Annotated in this window: 18 protein-coding genes and 1 tRNA gene; 7 read left to right on the top strand and 12 right to left on the bottom strand. The window is 72.1% G+C overall.

The genetic code is table 11. The annotated features are described in order from the left end of the window. The first annotated feature begins 49 nt into the window (after window positions 1-49). Entirely contained in the window at window positions 50-451 is a 402-nt protein-coding gene (locus KZX17_RS02955; RefSeq protein ID WP_248170834.1) for a dehydrogenase, read from the top strand. Window positions 452-462: 11 nt separating this feature from the next. On the opposite strand, the gene radA is transcribed toward KZX17_RS02955, so the two are convergent. The 3 genes from radA to KZX17_RS02940 all read right to left on the bottom strand — a co-directional run bounded on the left by radA (window position 463) and on the right by KZX17_RS02940 (window position 4,269). Next, the gene (radA, locus tag KZX17_RS02950; RefSeq protein ID WP_248170835.1) at window positions 463-1,821 is read right to left on the bottom strand and encodes a DNA repair protein RadA; all 1,359 of its coding nucleotides are present in this window, start codon (window positions 1,819-1,821) and stop codon (window positions 463-465) included. Between the two features lie 65 nt (window positions 1,822-1,886). Then, window positions 1,887-2,840 (bottom strand): L-lactate dehydrogenase, encoded by a 954-nt coding sequence (locus tag KZX17_RS02945; RefSeq protein ID WP_248170836.1) that lies wholly within the window; start codon window positions 2,838-2,840, stop codon window positions 1,887-1,889. 55 nt (window positions 2,841-2,895) lie between these two features. Then, entirely contained in the window at window positions 2,896-4,269 is a 1,374-nt protein-coding gene (locus tag KZX17_RS02940; protein ID WP_248170837.1) for an MFS transporter, read from the bottom strand. 96 nt (window positions 4,270-4,365) lie between these two features. Between KZX17_RS02940 and KZX17_RS02935 the strand changes: the two genes are divergently transcribed. Next, complete coding sequence (locus KZX17_RS02935) at window positions 4,366-5,049, top strand: DUF899 family protein (protein ID WP_248170838.1); 684 nt, start codon at window positions 4,366-4,368, stop codon at window positions 5,047-5,049. A 51-nt stretch (window positions 5,050-5,100) separates the two neighbouring features. On the opposite strand, the gene KZX17_RS02930 is transcribed toward KZX17_RS02935, so the two are convergent. Continuing rightward, on the bottom strand, window positions 5,101-5,841 hold the full coding sequence (locus KZX17_RS02930) for a DUF429 domain-containing protein (RefSeq protein ID WP_248170839.1): 741 nt from the start codon (window positions 5,839-5,841) through the stop codon (window positions 5,101-5,103). A 137-nt stretch (window positions 5,842-5,978) separates the two neighbouring features. Between KZX17_RS02930 and KZX17_RS02925 the strand changes: the two genes are divergently transcribed. Continuing rightward, window positions 5,979-6,069 (top strand) — tRNA-Ser (locus KZX17_RS02925). An 83-nt stretch (window positions 6,070-6,152) separates the two neighbouring features. On the opposite strand, the gene KZX17_RS02920 is transcribed toward KZX17_RS02925, so the two are convergent. From KZX17_RS02920 to KZX17_RS02905, 4 genes are read right to left on the bottom strand one after another with little or no spacing between them, the layout of a single operon-like run. Next, the gene (locus KZX17_RS02920) at window positions 6,153-6,866 is read right to left on the bottom strand and encodes an aquaporin (RefSeq protein WP_248170840.1); all 714 of its coding nucleotides are present in this window, start codon (window positions 6,864-6,866) and stop codon (window positions 6,153-6,155) included. Beyond that, window positions 6,863-7,264, bottom strand: coding sequence for an arsenate reductase ArsC (locus KZX17_RS02915; RefSeq protein ID WP_248170841.1), 402 nt, complete (start codon window positions 7,262-7,264; stop codon window positions 6,863-6,865). Before KZX17_RS02915 ends, KZX17_RS02920 begins: the two co-directional genes overlap by 4 nt. Further along, on the bottom strand, window positions 7,261-7,779 hold the full coding sequence (locus tag KZX17_RS02910) for a GNAT family N-acetyltransferase (RefSeq protein WP_248170842.1): 519 nt from the start codon (window positions 7,777-7,779) through the stop codon (window positions 7,261-7,263). The genes KZX17_RS02915 and KZX17_RS02910 overlap by 4 nt, the downstream gene beginning before the upstream one ends. Next, a complete protein-coding gene (locus KZX17_RS02905; protein ID WP_248170843.1) occupies window positions 7,779-9,080 on the bottom strand; it encodes an FAD-dependent oxidoreductase in 1,302 nt (433 codons plus the stop codon). The genes KZX17_RS02910 and KZX17_RS02905 overlap by 1 nt, the downstream gene beginning before the upstream one ends. 82 nt (window positions 9,081-9,162) lie before the next feature. Between KZX17_RS02905 and KZX17_RS02900 the strand changes: the two genes are divergently transcribed. From KZX17_RS02900 to KZX17_RS02890, 3 genes are all read left to right on the top strand, one after another. Further along, window positions 9,163-9,519 (top strand): helix-turn-helix transcriptional regulator, encoded by a 357-nt coding sequence (locus KZX17_RS02900; protein ID WP_248170844.1) that lies wholly within the window; start codon window positions 9,163-9,165, stop codon window positions 9,517-9,519. A 96-nt stretch (window positions 9,520-9,615) separates the two neighbouring features. Then, window positions 9,616-11,901, top strand: coding sequence for a maltose alpha-D-glucosyltransferase (gene treS / locus KZX17_RS02895; RefSeq protein ID WP_248170845.1), 2,286 nt, complete (start codon window positions 9,616-9,618; stop codon window positions 11,899-11,901). 63 nt (window positions 11,902-11,964) lie between these two features. Then, window positions 11,965-12,264 (top strand): DUF3072 domain-containing protein, encoded by a 300-nt coding sequence (locus KZX17_RS02890; protein WP_248170846.1) that lies wholly within the window; start codon window positions 11,965-11,967, stop codon window positions 12,262-12,264. 38 nt (window positions 12,265-12,302) lie between these two features. On the opposite strand, the gene KZX17_RS02885 is transcribed toward KZX17_RS02890, so the two are convergent. Further along, on the bottom strand, window positions 12,303-13,541 hold the full coding sequence (locus KZX17_RS02885; RefSeq protein WP_248170847.1) for a hypothetical protein: 1,239 nt from the start codon (window positions 13,539-13,541) through the stop codon (window positions 12,303-12,305). 307 nt (window positions 13,542-13,848) lie between these two features. Here KZX17_RS02885 and KZX17_RS02880 point away from each other — a divergent pair, with 307 nt between their 5' ends. After that, window positions 13,849-15,324: a glycosyltransferase gene (locus KZX17_RS02880; RefSeq protein ID WP_248170848.1), complete on the top strand. Its 1,476-nt coding sequence runs from the start codon at window positions 13,849-13,851 to the stop codon at window positions 15,322-15,324. Window positions 15,325-15,335: 11 nt separating this feature from the next. Here the strand turns inward: KZX17_RS02880 and KZX17_RS02875 are convergent, their stop codons facing one another. The 3 genes from KZX17_RS02875 to manD are packed head-to-tail and all read right to left on the bottom strand — an operon-like array spanning window position 15,336 to window position 18,146. After that, entirely contained in the window at window positions 15,336-16,286 is a 951-nt protein-coding gene (locus KZX17_RS02875) for a sugar kinase (protein WP_248170849.1), read from the bottom strand. After that, complete coding sequence (locus KZX17_RS02870; protein ID WP_248170850.1) at window positions 16,283-16,930, bottom strand: bifunctional 4-hydroxy-2-oxoglutarate aldolase/2-dehydro-3-deoxy-phosphogluconate aldolase; 648 nt, start codon at window positions 16,928-16,930, stop codon at window positions 16,283-16,285. The genes KZX17_RS02875 and KZX17_RS02870 overlap by 4 nt, the downstream gene beginning before the upstream one ends. Then, window positions 16,920-18,146 (bottom strand): D-mannonate dehydratase ManD, encoded by a 1,227-nt coding sequence (gene manD / locus KZX17_RS02865; RefSeq protein WP_248170851.1) that lies wholly within the window; start codon window positions 18,144-18,146, stop codon window positions 16,920-16,922. The genes KZX17_RS02870 and manD overlap by 11 nt, the downstream gene beginning before the upstream one ends. Window positions 18,147-18,163: the final 17 nt, after the last annotated feature.

Here is an 18,163-nt window from a genome sequence, read left to right as displayed (position 1 = left end):
TTTCTGCGGGCATCCTCCCGCCGGCGACGCGCCGTTCTAGGCTGGTGGGATGGCCGGCAAGAAGCGCGACAAGAAGCCGCTGGAGTTCCGCAACACGCAGTTGGCGGATGCGCTCCAGACCAAGGACATGGCAGCACTCGCCTTCGCCCTGCGACACGGTCCCACCGTGGTCCCGCTCATGCGGCCGGGCCAGCGCGACGATCCGCGCGACTCCGGCGAGGTGTGGACGTATCGCGACCCGAACAGCGGCGACGTCGCACTGCTGCTGTTCAGCGACGCCGCCAACAAGCCGGCGACCCTGCCGCCGGGCGTCGGGCTGCAGTCGCCCGCGTGGCTCCGGGCGTTCCTCGGCGCGCACGGCGAGGAGATCACGACCGTCTTCTTCGACATCGCAGGGCCGCATCCGATGCAGGCGGCGCCGGCGGACATCATCGCGGCGCTCGACGCCTGACCGGCGGTCGCTCAGAAGTCGGGGCGGTCGTCCGCGCGCGGCCGATGGTGACGAGCGCGCTGCGCGAGGGCGTCACGGAGCGTGCCCGCCTGCGCGTCGATCACGGCCCGGTAGCCGAGGCGCGCAGCCTCCGCACGACGCTGGTCGTGCTGCGTGACGCGGCGGATCTCGCCGGAGAGACTCAACTCACCGATCGCAGCGAGCTTCTCGGGATTCGGGCGTTCCGACGCTGCGCTCGCAATCGCGAGGGCGATGGCGAGATCGGCAGCGGGCTCGGTCAGCCGGACGCCCCCGACGGTGGAGACGTAGACGTCCTGGTCGGACAGCGTGATGCCGGCTCGCTTCTCGAGGACGGCGAGCACCATCGCGACGCGGGCGCCGTCGACACCGCTGACGATCCGGCGGGGATTCGGGGCCGATGTGCGCAGGGTCAGGGCCTGCACCTCGACCGGCAGCGCGCGGCGGCCTTCGAGGGCGACCGTCACGCAGGTGCCCGGTTCGCTCGGACGGGTGCTGAGGAAGAGCGCGCTCGGATCTGGGACCTCGGCGATGCCGTCGCCGGCCATGTCGAAGCAGCCGACCTCGTCGGTAGCCCCGAAGCGGTTCTTCAGGGCCCGGACGAAGCGCAAGGACGTCTGCCGGTCGCCTTCGAAGTGGCACACGACATCGACGAGATGCTCGAGGATGCGGGGACCTGCGACCTGACCGTCCTTCGTGACGTGCCCGACGAGCACGACGGGCAGGTCGCGCTCCTTCGCGACGCGGATGAGGGTGGATGCCACCTCGCGCACCTGGCTCGGCTGCCCGGCCGCGCCGTCGATGAGGCCCGACGAGACGGTCTGCACCGAGTCGACGATGAGCAGGTCGGGCCGCACGTCGTCGACGTGCCCGAGGGTCGTGGCCAGGTCGGTCTCGCTCGCGAGGTAGAGCTCGTCATGCAGCGCGCCGGTGCGCTCGGCGCGCAGACGCACCTGGCTGAGCGACTCCTCAGCGCTGACGTAGAGGACGCGTCGCCCCGACCGTGCACTCTGCGCGGCGACCTCGAGCAGTAACGTCGACTTTCCGACACCGGGTTCGCCTGAGAGCAGGATCGCGGCGCCCGGGACGATGCCGCCGCCCAGCACCCGGTCGAACTCGCCGACGCCGCTCGATCGCCGCGGCGTCTCGCGCGTGTCGATCTCGGTGATCCGCCGCGCGCTGCGCGTCGGGGTGACCGGGGTGACGGATGCCGTGATGCCGGTCTGCGCGCCGGCTTCGACGACCGTGCCCCACTGCTGGCACTCACCGCAGCGCCCGACCCACTTGGCGGTCGTCCAGCCGCACTCGGTGCAGCGGAACGCCGCGGTGGGGGCGGGTCGTCGGGAAGCCATGCTCACAGGCTAACCGCGGCATCCGACATCGCCCGGTCCCTCCACAGCGCGGCGACGGGAGCCCTCTACCGCAGCGTCGCCGCGACCTCTTTCAACGCGTCCGCGGAGCGGTGGAAGAGCGCGAGCTCGTCGTCGGAGAACGACGTCTCGAGGATGGGGCGCGCGCCCGCGCTGCTGACCACCGACGGCACCGAGAGCGCGACCCCGTCGACGCCCTGGAAGTCGTGCAGCACGGTCGAGACCGGCATGACGGCGTGCTGGTCGCCGAGGATCGCCTCGACGATGCGCGCGCTCGACAGGCCGATCGCGTAGTTCGTCGCGCCCTTGCCCTGGATCACCTTGTAGGCCGCGTCGCGGACGTCGACCGCGATGCTGTCGAGCTCATCGACGGTGAACGCCGGCTGGCCGTCGAGGGGCTGCCAGTCGAGGATCGGGACGGTGCCGATCGTGGCCTTCGACCAGTGCGGGAACTCGGTGTCGCCGTGCTCGCCGACGATGTAGGCGTGCACGCTGGAGGTCGAGACGCCCGCGCGCTGCGCCAGCTTCCACCGGAGGCGCGAGGTGTCGAGGACCGTGCCCGAGGCGAAGATCCGCTCGGCGGGGAGGCCGGTGACCTCCTGGCCGATGACGGTCAGGACGTCGCACGGGTTCGTGACGATGACGAAGACGGCGTTCGGGGCCACCTCGAGCAGCTGCGGCAGCATCCGCCGAAGGATGTCGGCGTTCACCCCGGCGAGCTCGGTGCGGGTCTGCCCGGGGTTCTGCTTGGCGCCTGCCGTGATGACGACGACGTGCGAGCCGGCTGCGACCGAGACGTCGGACCCGCCGGTGATGTCGCTCGATCCCGTGAACTGCGCGCCGTGGGCGAGGTCGAGGACTTCGGCTTCGACCTTCTCGGTGGCGATGTCGTACAGCGCGACGTGTCGCGCCGAGCCGCGGATGAGGGCCGCGTAGGCGACGCTCGATCCGACGGCGCCCGCGCCGACGACGGTCAGTTTCGAGTTCTCGATGACGCTCATACCGTCAGTGTGTCAGTGCCGGTGATGAGGCGGCCAGGAGTGCGGGCCGGGAATATCACTCGTCCGTCACGCGGGACGGATTGCGGATGCCGACGAGCGCCACGACGGCGCCGGCCGCCATCAGCGCCGCGGTGACGAGCGCGGCGCGGTGGAAGCCCTCGAGGTCGAGCGACCCGCCGACGATCGTCGCGAGGACGGCGATGACCACCAGCCCCGCGATGCGCGAGACGGCGTTGTTCGTCGCCGAGGCGATGCCCGACCGCTCGCCGCCGATGGCGCCCAGGATCGCCGCGGTGAGCGGCGAGACGGTGAAGGCGAGGCCGAGGCCGAACACGAAGAGGCCGGGCAGCACCTGCGTCCAGTAGTCGAAGTCCTCGCGGACCGTGAGCAGGAGGAGCGCCCCGCCCGCCATGACCAGCGGCCCCGCGGTCATGAACAGGCGGGGGCCGAGGCGGGCCGACAGGCCGCCCGCCCACGAGCTGAGCGCGAACAGCAGCACCGTCGCGGGGAGGCTCGCGAGACCGGCCAGGGTCGCGGACAGGCCGGCGCCCTGCTGCAGGTACACGCCCACGACGAAGCCGTTCAGCGACAGTGCCGCGTAGACGAAGAAGGTGGAGAGGTTGCCGGTCCAGAAGTTCCGGACCGTGAAGATGTCGAGCGGGAGGATGGGCGAGGACGCGGTCCGCTGGCGGAGGAGGAAGGCGCCGAACAGCGCGGCGCCGCCGACCAGGGGCATCCAGATCAGTCGGTTGGACCACCCCAGGTTCGGCTGCTCGATGAGGGCGAAGACGATGCCGGCGAGGCCGAGCGTGCACAGCAGGGCGCTGAGGACGTCGATGCGGGCATCGGGCCGGCGGTGATCGTCGATGCGCAGCCGGGCGAGCAGGACGAAGGTGATCGCGATCGGGATGACGTTGACGAGGAACGCGAAGCGCCACGACAGGGTGTCGACGAACACGCCGCCCAGGAGCGGGCCGGCGAGGGTCGCGGCCGTCGTCCACGCCGTCCACTGGCCGATGGCCTTGGACTGCGCCGGACCGTTCAGCTGCGAGGTGATCAGCGCGAGCGAGCTGGGCACGAGGAAGGCGCCGGCAGCGCCCTGCACCGCACGGGCGATGATCAGGGTCACCGGGTCGGGGGCGAGCCCGACGGCGAGGGATGCCACGCCGAACCCGATCAGTCCGATCCGCAGCACGAGCAGCCGGCCGAAGGCGTCGCTGACCGATCCGGCGAAGAGGATGAGCGCGCTGAGGGTCAGCAGGTAGGCGTCGACCGTCCACTGCTGCGTCGCGAGACCGCCGCCGAGCTCATCGCTCATCGCCGGCAGTGCGACGTTCACGACGGTGCCGTCGAGGAACGCGACGGCCGAGGCGAGCGCGGTGACGGCGACGATGAGCCCTGCCTGCGGATTCGTCGCGGGTGCGCTCACCAGATCACCGTACGCCCGAGCGAGGACGCTGCGGCAGGTCTGGCCCGTGTCGGCGGGGCGGCGTAGCCTTCGCGGCAAGGTCACGAAGGAGTCGCCATGCCCACGTCCCTCCCTCCCGTCGTCGACGCCGCCACGTGGCAGCGTGAGCTCGACGAGCTCCGCATCCGCGAGAAGGCCGCCACCCGCGAGCTCGATGCCGTCGCCGCCCAGCGTCGCCGGCTGCCGATGGTGGAGATGCCGGAGTACACGCTCGACGGACCGGACGGCCCGGTGCGGCTGGTCGACGTCTTCGAGGGGAGGTCGCAGCTCATCGTCTACAACCACATGTGGACGACGGGCAACACCTGGCAGTGCCCCGGCTGCACCGGTTGGACCTCGCAGTTCACGAGGCTCGACTTCCTCGACGAGTACGACGCGCGGTTCGTGATCGTCACGCAGGGCGAGATCGCCGAGGCCCTCGCCTACAAAGAGCGCGTCGGCAATCGGATGGACTGGTATTCGACCGCCCACACCTCCTTCGGGGCCGACATGGGCGCGCCGCCGGACGCCGGGTTCGCGGTCAACGTCTTCCTGCGCGACGGTGACCGGGTGTTCCGCACGTGGCACACCGACGGACGCGGCACCGAGCAGCTGGGGCACCTGCACGGGCTGATCGACGTGTTGCCGTGGGGTCGACAGGAGGACTGGCAGGACGTGCCCGAGGGATGGCCGCAGCGCGGGACCTACGACCACGGCATCTCGTCGAAGGAGATCGGGCGCCTGTACGGTGCCGGCGCCTGAGCGGCGGGGTCGGAGCGCGGGGGTTTGAGCGGCGGGGTTCGAGCGCCGGGGTCACACGAGCCGGGCGAGCGGCCCGTCGGGGAGGGCGATCCAGCCTTCCCGGCGGGCGCGTGCGCGCGCGTCCTCCGGGATCGGATGCGTCGCGCCGACGGCGTGCGCGCGGGCGACGCAGGCCGCGACCGCCGCGTCGAGAGCATCGTCGGATGCCTCCATGAGCGCACGCTGCGCGGTGTCGACCCGCAGCCAGCCGGCGTGGTCGAGGAGGTTCGCCGTCGCGCGGACGCGGGCTGCGGCATCCGTCTTGTATCCCGTGACGTCGACGCCCCAGAGGCGGAGGGACGCCGCGGGGTAGACCTCGACGAGGTGGCCGGTGAGCCCTGAGCGGTCGACGGTGTCGCCGGCGGCGCCGAACGCGGCGAGCAGGTCGGCGCAGCGCATGGCGGTGAGGCCGAGCCGGTCGGTCGACACGCTGAGGGGCAGGCGCCCGGTGAGGGTCTGCACGGCGCGGTCGGTGTCGCGGTAGGCCAGGCGCCGGCGTCCGTCGAGGCCGCGGTGATCCGGATGCGGTGCGTCGCCGCGCGCGTTCGCCGTGACGTAGGCGACGAATTCGTCGGGCCAGCCGAAGGCGCAGTCGACGCCGACCCGAGCCGAGTCGCGCGAGAGCCGGACGATCGTGTCGTCGTCCGCGCCCAGCTGCAGGTGCTCGAGCTCCGCGTGGTCGCCGCGCCAGGCGATCACGGCCAGCGCGGTGCGCGCAGGCTGGGCGGCGAGGTCCACTCCGGTGGTGATCACCCGACGACGCTAGCCGGTCGGCGTCGAGTCGCCGCGAACTGTCGTTCTGGGCGTCCGCAGGCGACGATTCGCGTCGGCTCGAGGCCGGAAACGGGTGTGGTTCGCGGCATCCGCTCTCGTGTCGTAAGCTGGACGACGGTGACGTGTCCGAGCGGCCGAAGGTGCAACTCTCGAAAAGTTGTGTAGGGTAACCCCCTACCGTGGGTTCAAATCCCACCGTCACCGCCACAGAAACCCCCGCTGATGCGGGGGTTTCTTCGTTCCCCGGGCGTACCTGGTGAGCGCCTGCCGAGCCGACCCGAACTGTCGCTTCAGAGGCGGCGGAGCGACAGGTCGCGTCGGCTCGAGGAGACGTCGGGCGATGCCCCGCGCGGGAAGAGCACCAGGGTCAGCACCGTGCCGGCGGCCGCGCCGAGGCATTGGGCGAGGAAGAAGGCGACAGCCGAGGCGGGCGCGATGCCGGAGAGGGTGTCGGTGAACACCCGGCCGAGGGTGACCGCGGGGTTCGCGAACGACGTCGAGCTGGTGAACCAATAGGCGGCGCCGATGTATGCGCCGACGGCGGCGGCGATCACCGCGGTCGCCGCGCGCGTCCGCACGAGGCCCGTGACCAGCAGCACGAGTCCGGCCGTCGCCACGACTTCGGCGAGGAGGGTCGCCGGCTCGGCACGCGGGGCCGACGACAGTGCGAAGGGCTCCGCGAACATGGCGCCGGCGAGGAGGGCGCCGCCGACCGCACCCGCGAGCTGTGCGGCCACGTACGCGAGCGCCTCGCCGACCCGCGCGCGTCGCAGCACAGTATCCGCTGCGGTCACCGCCGGGTTCAGGTGCGCGCCCGACACCGGGGCGAGCAGCACGATGATCGCGAAGAGGCCGAGCGCGGTCGCGATGGAGTTCTCGAGCAGACGGAGCCCGGCGTCGGCCGACAGTCGCTCAGCGGCGATGCCCGAGCCGACCACCACCGCGACGAGCAGCCCCGTGCCGAGCGCCTCGGCGACGGCGCGCCGCCACAGCGGCGCGGTCACGGGGTCAGGTCGGCGATGAGCGATTCGACGCGACCGCGGATGTCGTCGCGGATGCGGCGGACGTCGTCGATGCCCCGACCGGCCGGGTCATCCAGCTCCCAGTCCTCGTAGCGCTTCCCGGGGAAGATCGGGCAGGCGTCGCCGCATCCCATCGTGATCACGACGTCCGACTCGCGGACCGCGTCGACGGTCAGCAGCTTCGGGGTGTTCGCGGCGATGTCGATGCCCTCCTCCGCCATCGCGTCGATCGCGACCGGATTGATCCGGTCCTTCGGCTCCGAGCCGGCCGACAGCACCTCGATGCGGTCGCCGGCGAGGTGCTGCAGGTAGCCGGCGGCCATCTGCGAGCGGCCCGCGTTGTGGACGCAGACGAAGAGGACGGTGGGGTTCGCGGTCATGGGAGGTCGCTTCCGTTTCGGGTGGATCGGCGTTCGATGAGGAGGGTGTCGCGCCACTGACCGGCGTGGGCGCCGAGCGTGGAGCGGGCGATGCGTTCGCGCCGGCCGACGGTGCGGAATCCGGCGCCCGCGTGCAGGTGGAGGCTCGCCGTGTTCTCGGGGAAGACGCTCGCCTGGATCGTCCAGTACCCGGCCGCCTCGGCTGCGTCGATGAACGCATCGAGCAGCGCGCGTCCCACACCCCGGCCCGTGTCGGCGGGGTCGACGTAGACGGAGTGCTCGATGACCCCCCGGTACACGTCGCGGGCGGATACGCGGGATGCCGCCACCCACCCCACGACGCGGTCATCGGCATCGACGGCGACCAGGCGCGCGTCCGGCACCTTGCCCGCGTCGAACGCCTCCCAGGTCGGCGTGGACGTCTCGAAGGTCGCCTCGCCGCCGGCGATCCCCGTCGCGAGGATGCGCTCGACGGCGGGCCAGTCGGCGGCTGTCATCGGTCGGACGCGCGCCATCAGCAGCATCCCCCGGCACCCGTCGAGCAGACCCCGGTCGCGGGCAGCGTGAGCTCGACCTGCGTCGCAGCGCGCATGTCGCCGTCGATCCAGGCGACGACCGACCGCACCTGCTCGTATCCGGTCGCGAGGAGGAACGTCGGTGCGCGGCCGTAGGACTTCATGCCGACGATGAAGAAGCCGTGTTCGGGATGCCGCAGCTCGTCGAACCCGTGCGGTTCGACGGTGCCGCAGGAGTGGACGTTGGGGTCGATGAGCGGCGCGAGTCGCACGGGGGCCTCGACGATGTCGTCGAGCCCGAGCCGGATCTCGCGCAGCATCGACAGATCGGGCCGGAAGCCGGTCGCGCCGACCACGAGGTCGGTGTCGTGGACGGATGCCGCGCCCCGCCGCATCCCGCTCAGCCGGACGCCGTCGCCGCGGAGTTCCGCCGTCGTGATCTCGAATGAGTCGATCTTCTCGATAGCCCCGCTCGCGACCAGGGCGTCGAGCCGCGAGCCGAGGCGCGCCCGGTCGCCGAGCTCGTCCTCGGTGGAGGAGGACACGCGCATCGCGGACGCAGTGCGGATGAGCCAGGTGATCCGGGTGCCGGGTGCGGACTCGGCGAGCGTCGCGAGGGCGAGGAGCGTGTTCGCCGCGGAGTGCCCCGCGCCGACGACGGTCGTGTGGCGACCTGCGAAGCGCGCCCGGTCGCCGCCCAGTACGTCGGGCAGCGGGTGGACCAGCCGGTCGCCGAGATCCGCGGCGCCGAGGGGGTCGAGCCCGGTCGAGCCCAGCGGGTTCGGGGAGTTGTACGTGCCTGAGGCGTCGATGACGGCGCGGGCGGTGAGTTCGTCGATCCCGTCGGTGGTCGCGTACCGGACGACGAACGGCGTCGTGTCCCGACTCGCGCTGCGGGTGCGGTCCATGCCCTCGCGGGCGACGGCGACGACCCGCGCCCCGTAGCGGATGCGGGAGCGCAGCGGCTCGAGCTCGGCGAGCGGCTGCACGTACTCGTCGACCAGCTCGCGCCCGGTCGGTGCGGCATCCGCGTCGGGCTCGATCCACTCCGAGGCCTCGAGCAGTCGGCGCGATGCGGGATCGACGAGATGCCGCCACGGCGAGAAGAGGCGGATGTGGCCCCACCGGCGGACGGCGGCCGCAGGTTCGTCGCCGCTTTCGAGGACGATCACGTCGATGCCGCGCTCGATGAGGGTGGCGGCCGCGGCGAGTCCGATCGGGCCGGCACCGATGACGACGACGGGGAGGGCGTCGAGTCGGGGCGCGGTGGCCGCGCGGGGCGTCAGGTCGAGCAGCGTCATCCGGTCCTCCGATATCGATGGATGTCGATGGAAAGTATGCGCGGATCTATCGATGGCTGTCAATATCGATTAGCATCGATGCATGGTGACGATGCTTCCCGTGATCTCGAGCGCTCCGATCGACGCGGCGGCATGCTGCGCGCCGCTCGTGAAGGAGCCGATCAGCCAGACCGAGGCGGAGCGCCTGGCCGCGACGATGAAGGCCCTCGCCGATCCCGCGCGCCTGCGGCTGCTGTCGATCGTCGCCTCGTCCGCCGATCAGGAAGCCTGCGTCTGCGACCTGATCGAGCCGATCGGTCTCTCGCAGCCGACCGTGTCGCACCACTTGAGGGTCCTGACCGAGGCCGGTTTCCTCTCCCGCTCCAAGCGCGGCACGTGGGCCTACTACCGGCTGCAGCCCGCCGCCCTCGTCGGCGTCGCCGACTTCCTCACCGTCTGAGCCGCGTCGGGTCGGCGCCGTAGCGGCCCACTATCGCGTCGGGAAACTGCGCACCACCCCTTCCGGCCGACTCGGGCGAATCCGTAGCGTGGAGGCATGGCGCGCGACGAGGATCGGCCGGAGGACCTCTACACCGGCCCCATCGACCTGTCCGGACTGACCTCCGACGAAGAGAGCGACCTCGGGATGCCCGAGATCAGCTATGACGAGCAGCGGTACCCGGCGCGCCCGCGGCGGCTGCGTCCTCGCGACAACCTGCGCGGCAGCAGCGTGCGACGCATCCGCACCGACCCGCGCACCGCGAACGGGACGAACCCGTCGTACGTCGAGTGGTTGGTGCGGCAGTCGATGCTGAAGGATGCCGACGTCCTCGCCCGGCAGCTGTCGGGTCAGCCGACGATGTGGCGCAACGCCTACGCCCGCCCCGACGCCCGACGCGCGATCGCGACCAGCGACGTGTGGTTCACGGCCTACCCGATCTCGCTCATCACCCGGCCGGGGCAGTCGTTCCTGTCCGCCCTCGGCGACGACGAACTCTGGTCGGCGTTCGAGCGCATCGGCATCACCGCCATCCACACCGGTCCGGTCAAGCGCGCCGGCGGCATCGAGGGCTGGGGCGAGACCCCCAGCGTCGACGGTCACTTCGACCGCATCAGCACGGCCATCGATCCGGCCTTCGGCACGGAGGACGAGTTCCGCGCGCTGTGCGACGTCGCCGACTCGCACGGCGGCAGCATCATCGACGACATCGTCCCCGGCCACACCGGCAAAGGCGCGGACTTCCGCCTCGCCGAGATGGGCTTCAAGGACTATCCCGGGATCTACCACATGGTCGCGATCCCGCCGGAGGACTGGCACCTGCTGCCCGATGTCCCCGAAGGCTACGACAGCGTCAACCTCGACCCGGCGACCGAGCACACGCTCGCCGAGCACGGCTACATCATCGGTGCCCTGCAGCGCGTCATCTTCTACACGCCGGGCGTGAAGGAGACGAACTGGAGCGCGACGGCACCGGCGATCGGCCCCGACGGCGTGACGCGCCGCTGGGTCTACCTGCACTACTTCAAACAGGGCCAGCCCTCGATCAACTGGCTCGACCCGACGTTCGCGGGGATGCGCCTGGTCATCGGCGACGCCCTCCACTCGCTCGGCGAGCTCGGCACGAGTGCGCTGCGTCTCGACGCCAACGGCTTCCTCGGGGTCGAGAAGAGCGCCGAAGGGCTGCCCGCGTGGTCGGAGGGGCATCCGCTCTCGCACGCGGCGAACCACATCATCGCCGGCATGGTGCGGAAGGTTGGCGGGTTCACGTTCCAGGAGCTGAACCTGACGATGGAGGACATCCGCGACACGGGCGCGGTCGGCGCCGACCTCTCGTACGACTTCATCGGCCGCCCCGGCTACCACCACGCCCTCGCCACCGGCCAGACCGAGTTCCTGCGCCTCGCGCTCACCTCGTCGCTCGAGCTCGGCGTCGCGCCCGTGCAACTCGTCCACGGGCTGCAGAACCACGACGAACTCACCTACGAGCTCGTGCACTGGGCGACCCGGCACGCCGAGGACGAGTACCACTTCCGCGGCGAGGAGATCACCGGCGGGGAGCTCGCCGAGCTCGTCCGTGCCGAACTGACCGAGAAGCTGGTGGATGCCGGTGACTACAACCGCGTCTTCACGCAGAACGGCATCGCCTGCACGTCGACGTCGCTCATCGCGGCGACCCGCGGCATCCCGACCCTCGACGACATCAGCGACGAGGACGTCCCCGCCATCCGCGATGCGCACCTGCTGCTCTGCGCCTACAACGCCTGGCAGCCCGGGGTGTTCGGCCTGTCGGGCTGGGACCTCGTCGGCATGCTGACGCTCCCCGGCGACGAGGTGGCCGACCTCATCCGCGTCGGCGACACGCGCTGGATCGAGCGCGGCGCCCACGACCTGCTCGACGTGGACCCGAGTGCGACCCGGTCGACGTCGGGGATGCCGCGCGGCCGCGCCCTCTACGGGCCGCTGCCCGCGCAGCTCGAGGACCCGGACTCGTTCGCCTCGCGGCTCTCGCGCATCATCGAGCTGCGGCGCGAGCACGGGATCGCCACGGCGACGCAGGTGGACATCCCCGAGGTCGCCCACGCCGGGATGCTCGTGCTCGTGCACCGCCTCGACGACGGACACGCCGACGAGGACGCGCCCGTGCAGGTCACGGTGCTGAACTTCTCGGCCGAGGCGACCGAGGGCACCGTCCGATCGGAGCACCTCGTGCCGCAGAGCGACGTCGTCGACGCCGCGTCCGGCGAGACGATCGGTCGGGTCGACGACCTGCAGAGCTTCTCGGTGTCGCTGGACGGCTACGGAGCGAAGTTCCTGCTGCTGCGCCCGCAGACCGAGGAGTAAGCCGATCGGATGCCGGGGCGCAAGCCCCGGCCCGATGTCGGATCACCGGCGTAGCGTCGCGGCATGAGCGATCAGCACACCCCCGAGAACGAGTCCGCGCCCGCCGAGGGCCACGCCCTGCCGCCTGAGGCGCAGCCGGACGGTGCGGGCGAGATGCTCGGCGGGCCGAGCGGCGACACCGCGGTGAAGGACCCCGAGCAGTGGGTCACGGGCGACGAGCCGATGACCGGCGCGCAGCGCAGCTACCTCGACACCCTCGCTCGCGAGGCGGGGGAGCAGATTCCCGCGGACCTCACGAAGGCGCAGGCATCCGAGCACATCGACCGGCTGCAGCAGGCGACCGGTCGCGGCGCCTCGGACTGACGCGGCGTCGCCGTATGACCGGCCGCGCGACGCGGCCGTCAGGCGAGCGCGGCGTCGATGCCGGCGAGCGGCACCGGCAGCCAGTCGGGGCGGTTCCGCGCCTCGTAGATCGATTCGTAGACGGCCTTGTCGAGCACGAGTGCGCGCAGCAGCTCGGGGTCGAGTTCGATCGCCCCGGGCGCGGCCGCATAGGCCTCGGTGAAGGCCGCGCGGCAGGTGGCGGCCCACGCGGCGGCTTCGGGCCCACCGCCCACCGCCCCCGCGTAGTCGAACGAGCGCAGCATCCCGGCGACGTCGCGCGGGGGCAGATCGGGGATCGCGCGCTCCTCCATCGGACGGAGGGGCTCGCCTTCGAAGTCGACCAGGCGCCAGCCGCCGTGCGGGACCGCCAGCACCTGCCCGAGGTGCAGGTCGCCGTGGATGCGCTGCAGCCGCGGCCACGGCCGTGCGAGCGCGGCGTCGTAGACGGCCTCGATCGCCGTGAGCCGGTCGGCCACCGCGGGGACCTCCGCCGCGGCGATGGCGAGGCGCCGGCGCCAGGCGCGACCGACCGCGGACACGTCCGCGCGCGTCGCGTCGACAGTGTCGAGGTGCGCGCCCAGGTCGCCGTGGACGCCTGCGACCGCCACTCCGAGGTCGCGCGCGGCGTCGGTGAAGTCGCGGCCCTCGCGCGCGGCGTCGAGCGCGATCGCCCAGCCGTCGCGGACCCCGGCGAGGAACTCCTGCGCGAAGCCCAGCGTGCCGTGGGCGGTGCCGGTGTCACGGCCGATGTCGGGCCACTCGGCATCGAGGCTCCCGAAGAAGCGGGGCACGAACGGCGAGCCGGCGTCGCTGAGGACCCGTTGCACCGTGACGTCGGGGTTCTCGCCGTGGTGGAGCGTGCGGAACAGCTTGAGGATGATGGTCGGTTCGCCGTCCACATCGAACACGATCGAGGTGTTGGACTGCTCTCCCGTCAGGATGCGGGAGCCCGTGACGCGAGCGGTGTCGAGCCCCATCGCCGCGAGCAGGCCGACCGTGAACTCGCGGTGGCCGGCGGCATCCACCAGCGTCCGACCGTCCACCCGTGCGGCCACGGCGTGGTCGGGCGCGTCGGGTGACTCGGCCAGGGGCACGTTGTACAGCGTCGGGGCGGCGCCCGCGTCGTCCATGAGGAGGTACCGGGTCGCCCCGGGGACCGGCTGCGCATCGAGCACCCGGAACTGCGGCTCGTGGCTCTTGCCCGCGTACCAGCGCTGCCGCGCCACCCAGGCGCCGAGGTCGTCTTCGAATCGCACACGATCACCATGGCGCGTCGGGCCCGCCGAGCATAAGGGGTGGACGGGGATTCCTCGGGTGGGTATGAGGTATCCGACCGAGGGAGGCGGTGCCGAATATCGTGGTCCGAGTGCTCGGGGGCGCGACACGACGATCGGCGGGGGAGCACGCGACGACATGGGTCCCTCGAGCCGGTCGGATGCCGCGTCGTGAGCGCCCGCCGTGGCCGAACTGCGGCGCGGCCCGCGACCCGCCGCTGGGCGGCCGGGCCCGGTGCGCCCTGTCAAGCCGCGGGGGCGCGGCGGCGGGCAGAGGTACGGTGACCCGATGAGCCAGCCGACGCACATGACCGATCCGATGCGCCGGCACGTCACCGTCGCGTGGCGGATCCCCGACGACTACGGCGGGATGACGGGGGCCGCCCTCCGGCGGTCGCGCGGTCTCGCCGCGCGCGGCGCGCAGGTCGAGGTGGTCACCTTCGACGACCGCCCCGACTACGACGTCGTCCGCCGGCGCCTCGAGTCCAGCGGTGCGCTCGGCGGGGCGACGCTGCGGAACATCTACGAGGACTTCCGCGTCGCCGAGCGCTCCGCCGGGCTCGCCATCGCGCCGTCCGCAGCGCGGGACGACCCGAACGAGGTCGTCACGACCGACGCCGGGGAGGTGCGGCGGTGGCGCGACGACGACGGCCTCCGCCGCGTCGAGCACGTGCGTGCCGACGGCACGATCGCCGTGGTCGAAGAGGCGACCGTCCGTGCCGGCGGCTCACGGCACGTGACCTCGCTCGATCGGCGGGGGAGGGTCACCGGGCAGTGGCCGTCGGTGCGCAGCTTCCGGTTCGCGTGGCTCGACGGGCTCATCGGCAGCGAGCCGACGGTGGTGACGGTCGACAGCAAGACGGCGGCGCAGACGCTGCAGCACTACGCCCGCCCGAACGCGGCGCTGATCCTGATGATCCACGCCGATCACCGGAGCCCGAAGGGCGGGGTCGCGCCGTCGCGCGGCGACGTGTTCGAGCACCTGGACCGGTGGGATGCCGTCGTCGTCCTCACCGAGCGCCAGCGCGCGATCATCGACGCGGACTTCGGCGGCGGCGACCGTCTGGCGGTCGTCCGCAACGCGGTCGGGACACCGGCATCCATCCCCCGCCTGCCTCGCGATCGGATGCACGGCGTCATCGTCTCGCGGATGACGCCGCTCAAGCGTCTCGACCACGTCCTCCGGGTCGTGGCCGATGTGCGGGAGCGGGGGGTGCCGGTGACGCTCGAGCTCGTCGGCGACGGCGGAGCGCGCAAGCGGACGGAGGCCCTCGCCGCCGAGCTGGGCCTCCGTGACGCAGTGCAGTTCGCGGGGCACATCGCAGACGGCGCGGCGCGCTTCGAGGCGGGCGGCTGGACGATGCTGGCGAGCCGGTCCGAGGGGGAGTCCCTCACCCTCTCGGAGGCCATGGGGGCGGGATGCGTGCCCGTCGCCTACGACATCGACTTCGGTCCCGCCGAGGCGATCGAGCCCGGTGTCAGCGGCTTCCTCGTCCCCGCCGGCGACATCGCGGCCGCCGCGGATGCGCTGGAGCAGGTGTGCCGGATGCCGGATGCCGAGTACGCGGCGATGCGCGCCGCCGCTCGCGCCGCCGCTGCGACACGCACCGACGATGCCCACCTCGACGCGTGGGAGGCCGTCCACGACGACGCGCTGGCACGTCGAGCGGCCCGGCGGGTGGAGAAGCCCGCGAAGCCGTCCCTGCGCGAACGCGTGGTGCGTCGCCTCGGCGGCAGGATCCCGCGGGCCTGGCGCCGCCGCTAGCACCGATCCCGTCAGCGGCTGACGGGATCGCCTGCGCCGCCCAGGAACCGTTGGAGTTCGCGGCGCGTGGGCGCGGCCTCCCAGTCGCCGGGCACGAGGCACGCGAGCGCACCGCAGGCGTTGGCGCGGATCAGCGAGTCCTCGACCGCGAGGCCCTCGAGGTGCCCGCTCAGGTAGCCCGCGACGAACGCGTCGCCCGCGCCGACGGTGTCGAGCGGTGTGATCGGGATGCCGGGCGCCGCCGACACGTGGTCGCCGTGGTGCACCTCGGCGCCGCGCTCGCCGAGCTTGACGACGACCTGCGCGCAGCCCGTGGACCGCAGGTGCGCCGCGACATCCGGAGAGGGGGTGTCCGGGAAGAGGAGGGCGAACTCGTCCTCGCCGCCGAAGACGATGTCCGCCCGCTCGGCGAGCTCGCGCAGCACCGGGCGCGCGAGATCGGGGGCGGCGAGTTTCGAGCGGTAGTTGATGTCGAACGACACCGGGATGCCGGCGGCCACGGCTCGGTCGACGGCCGCCGTCGTCGCGGCGCGAGCCGACTCGGACAGCAGCGGGGTGATGCCCGTCACGTGCAGCAGCGCGGCGCTCTCGATCCAGCCCTCGGGCAGATCCTCGGGGCGCAGCCGCGACCCTGCGGAGCCCGCGCGATAGTAGTGCACCGCGGTCGCGGCCACCGACGGACGCTCCTTCAGCATGAGCCCGGTGGGGGCGCCCCCGTCGACGATCGCGTGGACGTCCACGCCCTCGGCGCGGATCTCGCGCGCGACGCGTGCGCCGAGCGAGTCGTCACCGACGCGGCCGAGCCACGACACGGCGACGTCGAGGCGCCGCAGACCCACCGCGACGTTGCTCTCCGCGCCGCCGACGCCGAGCGTGAGCGACGAGGCGTGCTGCAGCGAGCCGATGTCGGTCGCCCGCACGAGCGCCATCGTCTCGCCGAAGGTGACGACGGTGCCGGTCATGCGTCGGCGCCCCGTGTGACCCGCACGAAGGCCTCTGCACGTTCACGCAGCGCGCCGAGATCGCCGCCGCGGAACGCGTCACCGAGGAGTGGCCCGCCGACGCTGACGGCGAGGGCGCCGGCATCCAGCCATGCGGTCGCCCCGGCGAGATCGACGCCGCCGGAGGGCACGGCCCGGATGTCGGGGAACGGTCCGCGGAGGTCGGACAGGTAGCCAGGGCCGACCTGCCCGGCGGGGAACACCTTCACGGCTGATGCGCCCGCAGACCACGACGAGAACAGCTCGGTCGGGGTGAGTCCGCCCGGGACGATGGGGACGCCCGCCTCGACGGCGCGACGCACCAGCGAGGTCGAGGTGATGGGGGTGACGAGGTAGGCCGCGCCGCCGGCCACTGCGCGGTCGAGCTGCGCCTCGTCCACCACCGTGCCCACGCCGAGATCGAGCCGGTCGCCGAAGGCATCCCGCAGGCGCGGGAGGTGATCGAAGGTGCCGGGGGTCGTGAGGGTCAGTTCAACGCTGCGGATGCCCGCGTCAGCGAGCACCTCGAGCACGGCGTCGTAGTCCTCGGCGCGCTGGGCGCGGGCGACGACGACCAGGCGGGATGCGAGGGTGCGCTCGGGCAGCGCGAGACGGTCACCAGTCATGGACGGTCCCGTCCAGCAGGCGGTTCACGGGCAGGTACGCCTTCGTGTACTCGTGCCCCGCGGCGGCCTCCTCGTCGAGCTCGACCCCGAGACCCGGCTGGTCGCCGGGGTGGAGGAAGCCGCTGTCGAACGTGAAGGAGGTCTGGAACACCTCGAGCGTCTGCTCGTTGTGCGGCATGTACTCCTGGATGCCGAAGTTGTGGATCGCGAGGTCGAGGTGGAGCGCGGCCGCCATGCCGACCGGCGAGATGTCGGTCGGGCCGTGGATGCCGGATTTGATGCCGTACACGGCGGCGAAGTCGAGCAGCTTCTTCATCGCGGTGATGCCGCCCGTGTGGGTGACGGCGGAGCGGACGTAGTCGATGAGCCGCTCGGTGATGAGGGTCTGGTAATCGAAGACCGTGTTGAACACCTCGCCGATGGCGAGCGGCGTCGTGGAGTGCTGGCGGACCAGACGCAGCGCGGTCTGGTCCTCGCCGGGGGTGCAGTCCTCGAGCCAGAAGAGGTCGTACGGCTCGATGTCCTTCGCGAAGCGCGCGGCCTCGATCGGCGACATGCGGTGATGGCCGTCGTGGAGGATGCGGAGATCCATCCCGAACTCTTCGCGGATCTGGGCGAAGACGCCCGGCATGTGGTTGAGGTAGTTGCGGGTGTCCCACGTCTCCTCGGCGGGCCGCGCGCCGGATCGCTTCGCGGGCTCGTAGTCGTAACGGACCCCGGGACCGGCCGACGAGACCCCGTAGATCTGGCCGAGTCCGGGGACGCCCGTCTGCACACGGACCGCGGTGAAGCCGAGCTCCTTGTAGCCGGCAATCGCATTCGACAGCGCGGCGTAGTCGGTGCCGGACGCGTGCGCGTAGACGCGGACGCCCTCGCGGCTCGCGCCGCCGAGCAGCTGGTACAGGGGCATCCCGGCCTTCTTGGCCTTGATGTCCCACAGCGCCATGTCGACGGCGGCGATCGCCGCCATCGTGACGGGGCCACGGCGCCAGTACGGCCCGCGGTAGAGGTACTGCCACGTGTCCTCGATGCGGTCCTCGTCGCGACCGACGAGGGTCGAGGCGACGTGGTCCGAGAGGTAGGAGGCGACCGAGAGCTCGCGGCCGTTGAGGGTCGCGTCGCCCCAGCCGACGATCCCGTCGGAGGTCGTGATCTTGAGCGTCACGAAGTTACGCCCCGGGCTGGTGATGATGACGTCGACGGATTCGATGCTCATGTCGTTCTCCTGGAGAT

It is taken from the genome of Microbacterium sp. EYE_78, from assembly GCF_023149035.1.
Lineage (GTDB): Bacteria > Actinomycetota > Actinomycetes > Actinomycetales > Microbacteriaceae > Microbacterium.
Note: the sequence above shows the minus strand (reverse complement) of the source record. Positions and strands in the feature narration are given on the sequence as shown.